The organism is Dyadobacter sp. HNCC25DJ186 (assembly GCF_056895235.1).
Window position 1 is genome coordinate 145,379 of record NZ_JBXHAS010000002.1, and the last position, 16,677, is coordinate 162,055.

At 43.0% G+C, this 16,677-nt stretch carries 11 protein-coding genes; 10 read left to right on the forward strand and 1 reads right to left on the reverse strand.

The window, feature by feature from the left end:
* The first annotated feature begins 16 nt into the window (after window positions 1-16).
* The 8 genes from AC1XUO_RS05525 to AC1XUO_RS05560 all read left to right on the forward strand — a co-directional run bounded on the left by AC1XUO_RS05525 (window position 17) and on the right by AC1XUO_RS05560 (window position 10,624).
* Complete coding sequence (locus AC1XUO_RS05525) at window positions 17-1,561, forward strand: RagB/SusD family nutrient uptake outer membrane protein (protein ID WP_483328770.1); 1,545 nt, start codon at window positions 17-19, stop codon at window positions 1,559-1,561.
* Between the two features lie 74 nt (window positions 1,562-1,635).
* Entirely contained in the window at window positions 1,636-5,067 is a 3,432-nt protein-coding gene (locus AC1XUO_RS05530) for a VCBS repeat-containing protein (RefSeq protein ID WP_483328771.1), read from the forward strand.
* A 172-nt stretch (window positions 5,068-5,239) separates the two neighbouring features.
* Window positions 5,240-5,689: a MarR family winged helix-turn-helix transcriptional regulator gene (locus AC1XUO_RS05535; RefSeq protein ID WP_483328772.1), complete on the forward strand. Its 450-nt coding sequence runs from the start codon at window positions 5,240-5,242 to the stop codon at window positions 5,687-5,689.
* A gap of 128 nt (window positions 5,690-5,817) precedes the next feature.
* A complete protein-coding gene (locus tag AC1XUO_RS05540; protein ID WP_483328773.1) occupies window positions 5,818-6,867 on the forward strand; it encodes an HlyD family secretion protein in 1,050 nt (349 codons plus the stop codon).
* 22 nt (window positions 6,868-6,889) lie between these two features.
* Window positions 6,890-8,470 (forward strand): DHA2 family efflux MFS transporter permease subunit, encoded by a 1,581-nt coding sequence (locus AC1XUO_RS05545; RefSeq protein WP_483328774.1) that lies wholly within the window; start codon window positions 6,890-6,892, stop codon window positions 8,468-8,470.
* A gap of 19 nt (window positions 8,471-8,489) precedes the next feature.
* Window positions 8,490-9,788, forward strand: coding sequence for a TolC family protein (locus AC1XUO_RS05550; RefSeq protein ID WP_483328775.1), 1,299 nt, complete (start codon window positions 8,490-8,492; stop codon window positions 9,786-9,788).
* A gap of 144 nt (window positions 9,789-9,932) precedes the next feature.
* Window positions 9,933-10,310 (forward strand): hypothetical protein, encoded by a 378-nt coding sequence (locus AC1XUO_RS05555; protein ID WP_483328776.1) that lies wholly within the window; start codon window positions 9,933-9,935, stop codon window positions 10,308-10,310.
* 5 nt (window positions 10,311-10,315) lie between these two features.
* Entirely contained in the window at window positions 10,316-10,624 is a 309-nt protein-coding gene (locus tag AC1XUO_RS05560) for a hypothetical protein (RefSeq protein WP_483328777.1), read from the forward strand.
* A gap of 96 nt (window positions 10,625-10,720) precedes the next feature.
* Here AC1XUO_RS05560 and AC1XUO_RS05565 read toward each other — a convergent pair whose 3' ends face one another.
* A complete protein-coding gene (locus tag AC1XUO_RS05565; RefSeq protein ID WP_483328778.1) occupies window positions 10,721-11,596 on the reverse strand; it encodes a DUF808 domain-containing protein in 876 nt (291 codons plus the stop codon).
* Between the two features lie 432 nt (window positions 11,597-12,028).
* On the opposite strand from AC1XUO_RS05565, the gene AC1XUO_RS05570 reads away from it, so the two are divergent.
* The gene (locus AC1XUO_RS05570) at window positions 12,029-15,184 is read left to right on the forward strand and encodes a SusC/RagA family TonB-linked outer membrane protein (protein WP_483328779.1); all 3,156 of its coding nucleotides are present in this window, start codon (window positions 12,029-12,031) and stop codon (window positions 15,182-15,184) included.
* Between the two features lie 10 nt (window positions 15,185-15,194).
* The gene (locus AC1XUO_RS05575; RefSeq protein ID WP_483328780.1) at window positions 15,195-16,673 is read left to right on the forward strand and encodes a SusD/RagB family nutrient-binding outer membrane lipoprotein; all 1,479 of its coding nucleotides are present in this window, start codon (window positions 15,195-15,197) and stop codon (window positions 16,671-16,673) included.
* Window positions 16,674-16,677: the final 4 nt, after the last annotated feature.

Genomic DNA, 16,677 nt, shown 5'->3' on the forward strand with positions numbered 1-16,677 from the left:
TATTAAAGGAACTGAAATGAAAAAGAAACTGATCATTATTTACATCTGTCTGTTTGGGATCGTATTCGCCTGTAATGACGATATTCTTGACAAGACAAATCCCAACGGCGTGACTGTCGAGGGTTATTATAAAAATGGAACTGAGCTGACCAGTGCAGTTACCAGCGTGTACTCCATGCTGAAATCCAACAATCTTGTGGCCAGAGAATGGTTCTTCCTGCACGATCTGCGCAGTGATGATGTGGCGGCAGGCGGCGGACAACTTGAAACACCGCGCAATCAGTTGTTACTGGGAACGCATGACACAGGAAATTCTGTTTTAGGCACCGTGTGGCTGGCCTACTACCGGCTGATCCATCGCGCCAATGCGGTGATCGATAATTCTGGTAAGGTGACAGATCTTGCCGATGCGGACAAAAACAGGTTACTCGGCGAGGCGCGTTTTTTAAGAGCTTACGCCTATTATGAGCTGGTGAGTATGTGGGGCAATGTTCCCCTTTATAAAAATTATGTGATGACTGTCGATGGTAGTCTGCCGAGATCACCCGCCGAAGAAGTCTATGCTTTTCTGACTTCGGAATTGCAGGCAATTCAGGCTGACCTGCCCGCTACTTATGATGCCGCGAATCAGGGCCGTGCGAGCAAGGGTGCTGCGCAAATGTTGCTTGCAAGGGTTTATTTGCAGCTGGGAGATTATGCCAACGCAAAAACTGAACTTTTGAAAGTGTACAACTCTGGTGTTTATTCATTGGTGGACAACTATAACGATAACTTTCTGGAAGAAACAGAATTTAATAAAGAGTCCATATTTGAAGTTAATTTCTTCCCGTCAGGTGGTGTTTATAACTGGGATGGAGATGGCAACGGAGCGACAGCAGGTACTGAAACCGTTCGCACGCAAGAATACTCTGCGATTGGATGGCGAAACTTGATCCCATCAAATAGTTTATTGTCAGAATTTGAAAAGACAACAAAAGGCGATGCGAAGACTGATCCACGTTACGAAGACTCGTTTTATTTTACAGGAGAGAAATACAATAACGGAGCCAACACGCTGACCGATGGACAGCAGAATGGTAACGCTTCTGTGGTTGACGGTGTGACGCTGAAAGTGAGCTGGCAAAAATATTCGCTCATGTATAAAATGAATGAGTCCTTCCTTACAGGCGGGATCAATCAGCGAATTATGCGTTTTGCCGAAACCATTCTTTCACTTGCAGAGGTAGAAAATGAAGCTGGGAATATTTCCGCAGCAGTAAACTATCTTAACATGATTCGTGCACGTAAAAGTGTTAGCATGCCTGCCTATCCGACAGCCAGATTTCCTGTCTCCACCAAAGACCAGGTATTCGATGCTATCGTCCATGAAAGGCGGGTTGAGCAAAGCGGAGAACAAATCCGTAACCGGGATATACTCAGATGGAGAAAATTCAGTAAATTGAAAGTGGAACCGTTGACATATTTCCAGGCTAATAAAATCGAATTGCTTCCAATTCCACAGCAGGAGGTAGATAATAATGCCAGGATTGAGCCAGCAGATCAAAATCCTGGTTACAATTAAATTTAACACAAAGATATCAGCAGTGCTTTTTTAGTGCTGCTGATATTTTTAAATAGAAGATACTTTTTTTTCTTATGAAAAGAGCCGCGTATCCGTTCTTCTTTTTGTCTTTCCTTTTTCTTTGTTTTTCCTGTAAAAAAAAGCAGGACACCCTTTTTATTTCCCATGGTGAAGATGAAACGGGTATCAGTTTCTCTAATACGTTAATCCCGAATGACTCAATCAACCCTTTTACGTTTACAAATTTCTACAACGGCGGAGGTGTCGGTATCGGTGACGTAAATAATGATGGCAAACCGGATATTTTCTTTGGTGGAAATCAGGTGAGTTGTCGTTTGTATTTAAGCCGGATTGACACCCTTTCAAAAAAATGGGCATTTGAAGATATTACCGAAGCCGCTGGTGTCAAAACCAACCGTTGGTGTACAGGTATTTCGATGGTCGATATCAATCAGGATGGTTTGCTGGATATTTATGTAAGTGTTGCCAAACATGTAAAAATGGCTTCGGCAGATCCTGCGGCCATAGAAAATCTGCTTTTCGTGAACCAGGGTATGGACCAGAATAACATGCCTAAATTTAAGGAAATGGGAAAAACGTATGGTTTGAATGATCCAGCGTTTACTGTACAAACTGCGTTTTTTGATGCGGATCTGGACGGCGATCTCGACGTGTTTATGATGAATTCCGCTCCTGACCTTCAAAACCCAAATTATTTACGCAAGACTTATGACGATGGTTCATATCCAAGTACCGGTAAATTTTTCCGTAACGATGGAACCGGGGCGAATGGAATTCCGGTATTTACAAATATTTCAAAAGAGGCAGGCGTTCGATTCGAAGGGCTGGGACTGGGACTGGCGGTCAGCGACCTGAATAAAGACGGTTTTCCAGACATTTATTGTTCCAATGATTTTATCAGCAGCGATATTCTATACCTGAATGATGGTGTAAAAAGTACGGGAATTGTTGGTTTTAATAACGTAATCCGAAAATCCATTGCACACACGAGTTTGTTTGGTATGGGCCTGGATGTGGCTGATATCAACAACGATACTTATCCCGATATTTTCCAACTGGATATGCTTCCTGAGGATAATTTTCGTCAGAAAAAAATGCTTGCCGGGCAGGACTACGACCGAAAAGAAATGAGTATTTCTGATCAATATGGTTATCAGCTGCAATATATGCGGAATATGCTTCAGCTAAATATGGGTACAGCAAATGATGAAAGCCAGCAAGGATTGCCGGTGTTTTCTGAAGTAGGTTTGCTGGCGGGCATTGCAAAGACCGACTGGAGCTGGGCGCCACTGATCGCGGATTTTGATAATGATGGTCAAAAAGATATTTTTATCACCAATGGATACCGCCGGGATGTAACTGACCGAGATTTCATCCAGTTCAAAGAAGATTTTTCCAGTTTTGGTACCAATAATTTCAATCAGCATAATGCGATGGAGCTGATTAAAAAGGTACCAGAAGTTCAGATAGCCAATTACGCTTATAAAAACCAGGGGAATCTTACATTTTCAAATGTTTCAAAAGACTGGGGGCTCGACCAGCTTTCATACTCCAACGGTGCCGCCTATGCAGACCTGGATGGTGACGGAGATCTGGATCTGGTTGTAAATAATATTGATTCCCCAGCCTATATCTATCAGAACAACAGTATCGAAAGCAAGAAATCAAATGCATTAAATATTGCACTGAAAGGTGTAAAGGGAAATCTTTCTGGAATCGGAACAAAGGTAACGATCTGGACAGGTAAAGATGTCCAGTATGCCGAACTGAGCGTGGTCAGAGGTTTCCAGTCATCCGTGGAGCCAACCTTACATTTTGGCCTTGGAAATAAAAATCGGATTGATAGCCTTCTTGTGGTCTGGCCGGGAGGTAAGTCACAAAAAATAAAAAATTCTCCTGCAAATGTCCGCCTTGTTTTGAATCAAAAAGATGCGGTTAATGCTGATAACCTGATTATAAATCAACCGGCACAGACTTATTTCACAGACATCACACAACAGCAGAATCTTGACTTTCGACATACGGAAAGTAATTTTGTGGATTTCAAACAAACTGCGACGATGCATAAAATGCTGTCGAAAAATGGCTTTGCGATGACCACAGGCGATGTGAATGGCGACGGTTTGGAAGATATTTTTGTCGGAGGCAGTTATCGCGGTGGCATGCCGACAATTTTTATCCAAAAAAACGATGGACTTTTTGAAAAACGCATTATTTCCAAAGATTCTTTGCACGAAAACACCGCAGCCGCTTTTCTGGACGCTGACAGTGATGGTGACCTTGACTTAATCGTCACGAACGGAGGTAATAAAATGCCTGCCGGGGAAAAAGATTTTTACAAGATTCAGTTTTATCTCAATGACGGCTCCGGCCGTTTCTCGCCAGCCCCGGCAACGGCTTTTCCTGTTCTAGCTCTAAGCAGTTCGTGTATTGCTGTTAATGATTTTGATAAGGATGGAGATCCGGATCTGTTTATTGGTGGCCGCAGTATCCCGGGAAAATATCCGTTGCCCGCAAGCAGTTATCTTCTGAGAAACGATTCCAAAAACGGCCGGCCAAAATTCACGAATGTCACTTCTGAATATTGTCCGGAGTTGGTAAATGCCGGTATGGTTTGCAGCGCACTTTGGGCCGATACCAACCAGGATGGATATGATGACCTTGTTCTGGCAGGGGAATGGATGCCAGTCAGAATTTTTGCAAACAAAAGAGGAAAATCGCTGCATACGCAAAAGTCTGATAACGGTCTGGCACAGTTTACTGGTTGGTGGAACAGTTTGGCTTCCGGCGATTTTGACAACGATGGAGATATTGATTTCATAGCGGGTAATGAAGGGCTCAATACTTTTTACCGCGCTTCGGAAAAAGAACCGATTAAAATCGTCGCAAAAGATTTCAATGGGGATGGTACATTTGATCCGCTGATGGGTTATTTTATTCAGGGTAAGCGTTATCCCAGCGTTCCCCGCGATGCATTGAACCAGCAGGTGATCCAGTTCCGTAAAAAATTTCCACATTATGCAGATTATGCCAGCGTAACATTCGACGAGCTTTTAAGCCGTGACGAACTTAAAGATGCATACAGTGCCGAAGTTACCTATCTGCAAAGTGCCTATATCGAAAATCTTGGAAAGGGTCATTTCAAGTTTCATGCGCTTCCCATTGAGGCGCAGAAGTCGCCAATCTTTGGGATAACAACTTTTGACGTTAACGCTGACAGTCACCTGGACGTGATTCTGACGGGCAATTTTTATCCCAATGAAGTGAATATGGGCCGACAGGATGCATCCACAGGACTTCTTCTTTTGGGAAATGGGAAGGGGGATTTTGCGCCGGCACCGCGCTCGGAAAGCGGATTATTGATCAGGGGCGATGCACGGAAAAGTGTCCTGTTTAAAGGGATTGATCAGCAGAACTGGCTTTTGACTGCTGTTAATTCAGGGAACATTCAGATCAATAAAGTTAATGTCGTCAGATCTGATTAGTAATTTGCCCGTCCGATCTAATTCGAAAAATTGATAAGATAGGTTTGACTGGGAACCAGATCATTTAATTTTTGCTTGACTTCCATAAACATATCGTTACTTTTACAATCGCACAAATGGTAAACTAAATTTACTATTTGTGCGTTTTATAATTTTAATTTGGGACAAACGCATGGAAAATCATATCAATACCAGGTTATTCTTTAAAGTCATTTATGTTCTGAAAAGACTGACTGACGAGTGGGGTGAAAACACCATTTCAAAGTACTTGCCTGGCTTTAAAATGGCCTATATTCCTGTTTTTATGTGTATTGGAAACGAGGGGATTTCTAATAATGAAGTGGCGCGCGAGCTGAAAATTACAAAAATGGCGGCCAGCAAAATAATTAAGGAGCTTCATGCGCTGGAATTGATTTATGGCGAAAAAGATCCTCTGGATGCCCGTTCAGAAAAGATTTTCCTTACTCAGGAGGGTAAAAAGCTCACTAAGAAAGTGAAGGACTCGGCAGATCATCTCGTGGAGGAGTATCGTAAGGTCACCGGCCATCAAAATTATGAGAATGCGATTGACGTTCTTTTGACCATCACCCGATACCATGAAGAGTTTAATGTAGGTCATTAAACCTTGAAACTGAATCTTATTGTTTGTAAATATTTATTTTACTGATTTAGTAAACTTATTTTACTAAACATTTGGAAAGGTAAACTTGGTATACTATTTTTGTAAACCAAGTTTACTAAATATAAAAAATGGAAACAGAAGAAAAAACTCAGAGCCTTGCCGGAAAAGCTTCGAAAGCGCTGATCATTTCAGCGGTAGTGATTGGTGCTTTATATTACACATACCACACGGTGGATCACTCGATGCACTATGAAAGTACTGACAACGCCCAGATTGAGACAAATTCGGTTCCTGTAATTAGTCGTATATCCGGATACGTTAGAGAATTTTCGCTGCTTGATTATCAAAAAGTCACAAAGGGAGATACGCTTGCAGTCATTGATGACAGCGACTTTGTTTTGGCCGTAGAACAGGCGAATGCAGATCTGCTTGCTGCGGAGGCAGATTTGGCTGCTGCCGAAGCTCAGTTGCCAACGATAGGTTCTAACCGGACGGTAGCAGCCGCAGGTGTAAGTATCGAAGAAGTAGGATTAGAGAAAGCCAAAAGGGACGTAGCCCGCGACGAGGCACTTTATAAGGATGGTTCGATTACATTAAGGCAACTTGAAAATAGTCAGTCAGCATATAAAACAGCTGCATCGTTGCTCGCTTCAAGCAAAACCCGGGTTCAGCAGGCTGGTGTTCAGACGGGAACCGCTCGTGCACAGATACAGCGTGCGGAAGCTAATATTGCCGCTCGAAAAACGGCTCTGGACAGAGCAAAACTGGATCTGACTTACACCCGCATTATCGCGCCATCGACAGGGAAACTGGGAAAAACAAATTTAAAACCAGGTCAGTTTGTTCAGGGAGGACAACAACTTTTTAATCTCGTCAGCAGCGATAAATACTGGATCGTGGCCAATTTCAAGGAAACCCAGCTTGAACATATGAAAGTGGGGCAGCCGGTTAAGATTGAAGTAGATGGATATCCGGATCAGGAAGTTTCCGGTAAAATTACAGGTTTCAGTGATGCCACAGGGGCCAAATTTTCTCTTTTACCACCTGACAATTCTACGGGAAATTTTGTGAAAGTTACGCAGCGCGTGCCGGTTACCATAGAAATTGATCACGTAGAATCACTTTCTGGTCTGCTTAAAGCAGGATTGAGCGTGGAGGTGGATGTAAAAGTTAAATAACTGCACGGCGCAGTCGCTAATTATGGCCAGTCAAAACAATAAATTTGTCAAGATCATCATTGTGGTTACCACAATTTCAGCGGCCATCATGGAGCTGATTGACACCTCAATCATTAACGTTGCTTTAAATAATATAAGTGGAACGCTGGGTGCCACCCTGGAAGATGCCTCATGGGTCGTAACCGCTTACGCGATTGCGAATGTGATTATTATTCCCCTGACAGGTTTTTTAAGTACCTATTTTGGCAGAAAGAATTACTATCTCGCTTCGATCATCATTTTTACAATTGCCTCTTATCTGTGCGGAACGTCTTCGTCGCTTTGGATGCTGGTATTGTGGCGCTTCGTTCAGGGTCTAGGAGGAGGAGCATTGTTATCCGTTTCGCAAGGGATTCTTTTCGAACAATTTAAGCCGGAAGAGAAGGGTATTGCAGGTGGGATTTTTGGGATGGGAATTGTCCTTGGGCCAACAATCGGTCCGGTTCTTGGTGGCTACATTGTTGATAATTATCACTGGGCACTCATTTTTGATATCAACATCCCCATTGGGATCATCGCAGCACTGTTAACCTGGAAGTTTGTTGAAAAACACCCGGAGGAGTACAACATTGACAGAAAGGCAATACCGGTTGATTACACGGGAATATTATCACTGACTGTTGGCGTTGGTGCTTTGCAGTACGTGCTCGAAAAAGGACAATCGGAAGACTGGTTCCAGGATGAGACCATCCGGTACCTCACCGCAGCCGCTGTCATCGGTATTGGTGTGTTTATCTGGTGGGAATTACGCACAAAAAATCCGGCTATTAATTTACGGGTAATGAAAAGTGTAAACCTGATCGGAAGTAACATATTGACCTTTGTGTGCGGGTTTGGGCTTTTTAGTTCTGTATATCTTTTTCCGGTTATGGTGCAGCGCGTCATGGGTTACACCCCCACGGAGGCTGGAATTTCCATGATCCCAGGGGCATTGATCACTATTTTTGCAATGCCTTTCATAGGTGCCGGGCTGGGTAAGGGTATTAAGCCCAGCTACTTTGTTTTCGCAGGATTTATCCTTTTTATTCTGCATGGTTACACATCTTCCCTGGCAACGGCCGAGGCTGGAAAGTGGTGGTTTACTTTTACCCAGGTTTGCAGAGGGCTGGGGACAGGATGTTTGACAGTTCCGCTTCTCAGTCAGGCAGTTGTTGGGTTGGAGCCGAAGGATATGCCTTACGGGATTTCGCTCAATAATATGTTCCGCTCCCTGGGTGGTGCCTTCGGGATTGCGATTATGAACACTTATGCAACGAACCGTTTTGCAACACACAGAAGTGACCTGATCTCCAATTTGCAGGGGAATAACCCGTTATTGACCAGCCGTTTGGAAAGTATTACACGGGGCATGATTGCCGAAGGCGTCAACCCGGTGTCAGCCAAACAGGCTGCCGTGAGTAATCTTGATTTTATAGTTACTAATCAAGCACAGATGCAAGCTTATCTGGATGGTTTTCTTTTGATCTCTGTGTTTTTTATCTGTACGATTCCCTTTATGCTTATGCTAAGCAATCAGGATATGGATGCCGAAACAAGAGCAAAAGTTGCTGCCGCTGCCCATTAATTTAAACTCATTTTTTTTCATGAAACGTTTCATAATCATTCTTTGTATCGGTCTGAGTACCACACAGGGCTTTACTCAACAGGTACCGGATAAACTCAAAACACTCATTACGCAGTCATTCAGTTATTTTCCTGTTTTCAAAGAACTTGACCAGGCTATTGTTATAGAAAATCAGCGCGTCGATCTGGCCAAAGCTGCAGGAAACCCTTCTGTTGTCGGATCTGGTTCTTACAATTACCTTCACCCGGTTTCAGAATTAACACTTCCGATCGCCGATCAGATGACCAAGATTAGCATCATGCCCAACAATAATTACAAAGCCATGGTCAACGGAAGTTACACGCTATGGGATTTTGGGCAGGTTAAAAACGGAGTGGAGCGGGCAAAAGCAGGTCTTCGTTATGCGAAGGATAATGCGCAGCATAACAAAAACCAGATGGCCTTTCAGGTTGCCGGTATCTATTATCAGATCGCTTATTTGAAAAAAGCGATAGCGATTCAAGACAGTGTTATTCGTTTTTTACAGCTAAATAAAAATGACATGGAAGTTAAGTTGAAAAACGGAGACGCACTAAAATATGATGTGCTGTCAATTCAGTCGGGCATTGACCAGGAGAATAACCGAAAAATTGATCTTGAAAATAGTCTTAGCAAGCAATATAATCTGATGCAATATGCCACAGGTGCTGAAATGAGTAAAGAGGATTTGGATCTGAACTTTCCGATATTTTCTGAAAGTAGTGAAGCGTCCGGCATTCTGGAAAGTGCCAGAAAGGGCAACGCACAATATCTGCTTTTGAAGGATCGTATCTCAATGGCAGAAACTGAATTGAAAATGAGCCAGATACAGGGGAAACCTACATTAGTATTGAATGCGGGTACCGGATTTGCCAACGGATACGTGCCTGACATAAATAAGTTTCGCTATACTTATCAGGCGGGCGTCACGCTCAATATACCTATTTATCAGGGCGGTAGGATTAAAAAACAGATTAGTATGTCGCAAGGGCAACTTCTCCAGTCAAAATTGGCAGAACAGAGTCTGGACAACGCTTTTAATAAAGACATTATGCAGGCTCTGACTGATATCGCAAGTAATCGTTCGAGCCTTGTTAATGCAAGACAGCAGATAGAAGAAGCGAAAGAGGCTCAAAAATTCGCTCAAAGCCGTTTTAAGAACGGGACAGGTACGAATCTGGAACTTACCAGCGCAAGCACAAATGTGCAGAGGGCTGAACTGACCCGTCTTCAATATGAATATCAGTTGTGTCTGGCCAGTCTTGAACTGGCACGACTCGAAGGAATAGTGTATTGGTAGAAATTTTCGATGGATGATTGATTTATAAGTTGGAGTAAGTTTGGTAGTGCATTCAGGCAGTCATTTAAGAAAGAATCGGCTGCCTGAATATTCTAAAATATCTGCTGGAAACAAAAACACCTGCTCACCTAAAATAAAGCTGTTATGGATTTATACCTGTTGACAATTATCTATCAGGTTCTCGCTGACCTGGAAAATAATTCAATCCATTACATTTTTTACGCACGTTATTTCTTCTACGATGAGCAAATGTATGACTATGAACCGGTGTACATCAATAAGAACTCGATTAGAGATGTAAGCTTGTTACAAAATGGTCTGGGGTGCAGGATGATGATGGATGCGGATAATTTTCAGGGACAATTTTCTATTTTTATACCGTTTGATGCAATACGGAAAATTGTTAAAGTCCGAAGCCTTACCAATGCATTTGAAAAAATAATGTTTTCTCAGAATAGAGTACAAAACGCTGATTCAATTGCTGCATACAGAGAGAAGAATCCGGATTTAAGTGCTGAATAATCATTATGGTAACTATTAATACTGATATTTGTATTGTGGGGGCTGGTTCAGCTGGCTTGTTTGCTGTTCTGGAAGCAGGTATCAACGATTTTCAATGCTGTGTTTTGGATAGTGGGCATATTGACAAAGGCGATGTCAAGGAATTAGCATTATCCGAATACCTCGAAGCAGCGATCGCTGTATTTAATCCGGTTTTTGTAACAGAAGAATTTTTTAAGACACTTGTAAAAAAACGTGATGGAACTTTCGTCGTCAAAGCAACCGGGGGAAGTGAAATTGCTTGCAGATTCGTTGTTTTTACGGAAAGTGAGTAGGTCTGCAAAAGCCATAACCGGCAAATCTGGCAAAATCTTTTAATAATCAGGCGATTCAGAATCGATGGATGCAGAATCACCTGATTTTTTTATTTATCAATGCTTTTTCTTCAAAAATACTTTCTTGAAGAGCGTGACAACCCCAACGGCGATCAGGCCAATTACCAGACCCACTGCGATTTCCTTTACGGTAGCGTTAAGGTCCGGGAAAATGTGATGGAAATAAGGTATGTTATGAACAAAAATCCCACCTGAAACCAAAATCAAAGCAACGGTACCTACTGCGCCTAAAATCCGGATCATCACCGGCAAAGCTTTAACAAGAGCGTTTCCCAGCCAGGAGAAGAAACCTTTGTTATCTGATTTCTTGATCAATTTGTAACCTGCATCGTCCATTCTTACGATCAGCGCAACAATGCCGTAAACGCCAACTGTCGCCAGTAAAGCCACAGCAGAAACTGTCAATATCTGGATACCCAGGTCCTGTCCGGCAACACTGCCCAGGGCTATGATTACGATTTCAATTGACAAAATAAAGTCGGTTGTTATGGCAGTTTTTACCTTTCCTTTCTCATACTCGCCAGCCTCATCGCCCGCTTTTGGCTTTTCCTCGGCGATCACATCTACGTGTTTTTCGTGGGGGAAAAAATATTCCACTATCTTTTCAACGCCCTCGTAAGCAAGATATAGACCGCCTAAAACCAGAACAAACGTGATCGCTGACGGCAGGAAGGCATTCAGTAGTAAGGCTAGCGGAACAATGATAATTTTATTAACAAAAGAACCTTTCGTGATCGCCCATAATACCGGCAACTCCCGCTCCGATAAAAAACCTGTTGCTTTCTCTGCATTCACTGCGAGATCATCTCCCAGGATTGCCGCGGTCTTGCGCGTTGCTACTTTCGTCGCCATGGCAACGTCATCCATCAAAAAGGCAATATCATCTAAAATCGCAAAAAATCCTGACGCCATATTTTATTTTACTTGTAAAAATATTGTATAATTTCGGTTTAGTACTGCCTGCCAGAATCTCCCGGACATGTTGTTCAATTGCGAAGGTAATAAACAGGTCGCACAGAAATACGTTTAAGGCCGATTTAACATGTTGTAAATTCTGAAATGAACGGGCGTAGAACTTACGCAACGCGAATGAAACGCAAAAATCATCCATTCTAAAATCGTGCCGCAGAACAATTAATGCATCAGGTTCGACTCATTAAGTGCATTCGAGGTTATGTTATCCCATAGCAACGGGCTCGTTGACCTTTTTCTCAACTTCATCTAACATAATGATTCGTTAATGTCCTGGTAATGTTGTCTTTTGACTGACGCGTTACCTTTGATGCATTATTAGAAACTGCGGGTCAACAGTAGTAGTTGATGCGAATATCCCCTGACCATTTTATGAAAAAACAATTACTGCCGGCATTATTTGCCTTGCTGTGGGGCCTCTTTGCGCCCTTTACGTCAACAGCCCAACTTTTAAACCTCTCCGGTAAGGTAACCGCTCCCAGCGGCGATCCACTTCCCGGAGTAAATATTTTGTTAAAAGGAACCAGTTCGGGAACCTCAACTAACGGACAAGGCGAGTATGTATTGACAAGTTCTTCGTCCGGATCGACGTTAATATTCTCTGCCATCGGCTTTATTTCCCAGGAGAAAAATATTGGAAATCAAAGTGTGATAAATGTGGTATTGGTTGAAGATACCAAGATCCTGAACGAAGTGATAGTGACCGCTCTTGGTATTAAAAGGGAAGAAAAATCGCTTGGTTTCGCCGCGCAGACGATTAATGAAAATGCAGTGAAGGACGCCAAATCCAATAACTGGGTTAATACGCTTTCGGGAAAAGTAGCGGGGCTGAACATTCAGGGAGCTGGTGCAGGACCGATGGGGTCGGCACGGATTACGCTGCGGGGAGAGTCTTCGCTTAATCTCGACAACAACCAGGCGTTGATCGTTGTGGACGGCGTGCCGGTGAGCAGCAGAATCACAGGCACAGGATTTAATTCCCATCTTTCAGCTGATAGTCCGGTAGATTATGGATCAAGCTTGTCGGATATTAATCCCGATGATATAGAGAAAGTTACGGTTTTGAAAGGGCCGGGAGCAACTGCGCTTTATGGTAGCCGGGCAGCTGGCGGCGCAATTATCATCACGACAAAATCCGGTGTGCGCAAAGACAAAGGAATCGGTGTGACGTTCAATTCTAATTTCAGTTTCGATCAGATCAATCGTTATCCTGATTATCAGTTTGAATACGGCGAGGGGCGTTCCAGTAAGTATTTTTCTTATCTGGACAGTGAGGATGGTCCTAACACCGCTACGACCGTAGCTGCCGGAAGAGCGTGGGGACCCAAGTTTGACGGGCAGTCCTATTTTCAATACAATCCCGATTCCCCTGATGGCAAACCAACTGTAAGAACGCCATGGGTTGCCAATAAAGATTACATCTCCGGTTTTTTTCAAACAGGAACCACTTTTTCTAACAGTATATCGTTGGAAGGCGGCAGTGAAAAAGGATCAGCCAGATTGTCTTTAACACATTTAAAGAACAAATGGATTATTCCTAATACCGGTTTTGAAAGGTTAAACGTAGCACTTTCGGTCAGCCAGAAAGTCTCAAATCGTTTGAAGATTAATGGAAAAGTAAATTATTCGAACAAAAAAAGTGATAACCTCCCAATGGCAGGTTACAACAATCAGTCGCTGATGTATTTTTTGATCCTTGGAACTACGCCCAATATCAAACCCGAATGGTTTAAGCCATATTGGGTTCCTGGGAAAGAGAATATTCAGCAGCGAAATCCTTTCAACCCAACACCCGATAACCCTTACCTTGGGATGTATGAAATGCTTAATAAAATGAATAAGCATGGTGTGATAGGGAATATATCAGCGGCCTATGAGATTTCAGATAAATTAGATTTTCTGGTACGGACCGGTCTTGATATGGCTTACGAATTTCGTTCTCAGCAGCGGCCTTTCAGCCTGACCAGATATCCAAGAGGAATGTACCGCGAGCAGAATGTATTCAACTATGAATCGAATACTGATTTTCTAATTAACTACAAGGACAAGATAGCCGGAATGATCGATGTTACCGCGTCGGCAGGCGCTAACGCCATGCGCCAGTCTTATGACTTTGCCGGGTTATATGCAGATCAGCTGGCACAGCCGGGGATTTACCAGATATCAAATAGTCTGGATCAGGCAGTGGCCGACCCTTTAAAAACGAAAAAGGCGATAAACAGTGTTTATGCGGCAACCCAGTTTTCGTTTGACGAAAAGATATTTCTGGACGTGACTGGCCGTAATGACTGGTCAAGTACATTGCCGTATGGAAACAATTCATTCTTTTATCCGTCTGTGAGTTCAAGTTTTTTATTGAATGAAATATTCAAACTGCCAAGTGCTGTGTCGTTTGCAAAGGTGCGCGCCTCCTGGGCTCAGGTTGGGAATGATACACGCCCATATCAAACAGCCAGATATTATGACAGGATTTATGGTAACAGCTTCACCAATTCGTCAACGCTTTTCAACGCAGATCTTAAACCGGAAATAACAGCCAGTTACGAATTTGGTCTTGATCTCCGTCTTTTGAAAAATCTGGTCGCTTTGGATATTGCCTATTACAACAATAACAGCCGGAATCAAATCCTGGCGATACCGCTGGATCCGGTTTCCGGATATGCCAATGCCTTAATTAACGCAGGATTGATCAATAGCCGTGGTGTCGAGGTAAAACTTACAGGAAAGCCGGTTACCAACAAGAATTTCAGCTGGAACACCACACTTCTTTGGTCAAGAAACAGAAGTTATGTCAGGGAACTTGCTTCCGGTATTACCAATCAGGTAATTTATGAGCATAATTCTAACGTCTCCGTAGAAGCAAGGGTAGGTGGATTAATGGGTGATATGTATGGTCGCGGATTTCAGCGTGCTCCCGATGGTCAGATTATTTATTCCTCAGTAGGATTGCCGGCAGCGTTGGATCCGGTTACCAAAAAATGGGGAAATGCATTTGCAGACTGGAAGGCAAGTTTGTCTAATGAGTTTACAATCAAAAATGTTCGTGTTAGTATCCTTTTAGACGGACAAAAAGGCGGAAGCATGTTTTCGCAAACCAACCACAAAAATAATACGCTGGGTAAAACAAAAGTTACATTGCCCGGTCGTGACGGCGGAATTATTGGCCAGGGTGTCGTAAAACAGCCGGACGGAAGTTTTGTAGCAAATACAGTAAATGTTGCTGCAAGCTCTTATTACGATAACTACTACCAGATTGCCAATGCGGAGACAAATATTTTTGACGCGTCGTTTTTGAAAATCAGGGAAGCCCGTGTTGAATTTAATCTGCCGGCAGCTTTGCTTAACAGAATTGGCGTTCGTCAGACTAGTCTGGCTTTCTTCGGCAGAGATCTTTTCAATTTTACCAAGTTTCCCGGTTTCGATCCGGAAGGTGGAAACCTGAACAATGGAACGCTTACGCCCGGTGTAGAGCTGGCGCAGTTCCCATCCACCCGCACAATGGGTATGAACCTTACGCTCAAATTTTAACGAACAGAAAATGTTAAGAAAAATATATATTCCTATTTTGTTTCTAGCCGGTTTAATGTTCTCTTGTAACGACGGTTTTGAAGAACTAAATACTGACCCTAACCGCCCGAAAGAAATCACTCCGGGTGTCATGCTTGGCCAGCTTCAGTATAAAATTATCAACAGTACTGTAAACGCCAGCCGAAATTTTACACATGAACTGATGCAAGTTGATGCGCCGCGGGCCAGTGCCGGTGGGGGAGGTTTACATCGTTACCTTGTCAATCCGGGTACAGGTGTCTGGACAAATTTTTATACTTATCTCAATGATATCCAGGATATTTATGTCATCGCCGATAAGCTGAATGAGAATAATTACAAGGCCATTTCCCTGATTTACAAAAGCTGGAGTTATTCCATTCTTACAGATCTTTATGGAGATGTGCCTTATTCACAGGCTACAAAAGCCCTGGAAGGGAATTTTCAGCCTACGTTTGATAAGCAAAAGGATATCTATATTCAAATTCTGAAAGATCTTCAAACTGCTAACAGTTTGCTTGACGATACAAAAGCGCTGACGTATGCCGGAGATATGTTGTATAATGCCAATGCGCTTTCCGGGGGAAAGAATCCGGGGATAGTGAAGTGGAAGAAGTTTTGTAATTCTCTTCGTCTACGTTTGCTGCTGCGTATTTCAAAAAGAGAGGGCGAAGTTAATGTAAGAGAACAAATCACAGGTATTCTGGCAGATCCTGTCAATAATCCGGTTTTCACAACAAACAGTGACGAAGCCATTTTTAGATATCCGGGTACTTTTCCGTTTTTCAATCCTTTTTTTAATGCAAGGCAGGTTGACTGGCGTGACGGTGTTTATTATACCAAATTCTTTATGGATAAAATGAATCAGGTCAACGACCCGAGGAGAGCGGTTTGGGGCACGCAGGTGAAATCAGGTACCGAAAATGTTTACCAGGGAATCGAAAGTGGTTATCCTACTACGCTGGAATATGCAGTAGGAAGTAATTCAAGTTACGCCGACGGACTGAAAACCTTGCCCCAGCTAGGGGTCATGATGACTCTCGCAGAAGTTGAGTTTATCAAAGCTGAATTAGCTATTAAAGGTTATAATACGGGAGCGTTGCCTGCTCAACATTATGATTCAGGGATAGGTGCATCGATGACACAATGGGGCGCGAGCATGCCTTCAGGTTTTACAAAACAGCCGGGCATACTTTATGATGCAACGGCATCGGCGGAAAAGCAGCTGGAACAGGTAATGCTCCAAAAGTATTATGCTTATTTCTTTGTGGACTACCAATCCTGGTTTGAGAAACGCAGAACCGGATATCCGGTATTGCCTCGCGGTGCAGGAATTCCGGCGGAAAATGTTTTTCCATCGCGTGTTCCTTATCCTACTTATCTGCAATCATTGAATCCGGAAGCTTTGAAAAGTGCTGTGGCAGCGATGGGAGGGGATAATAGTAATATCAAAGTTTGGTGGGAGAAATAATTTT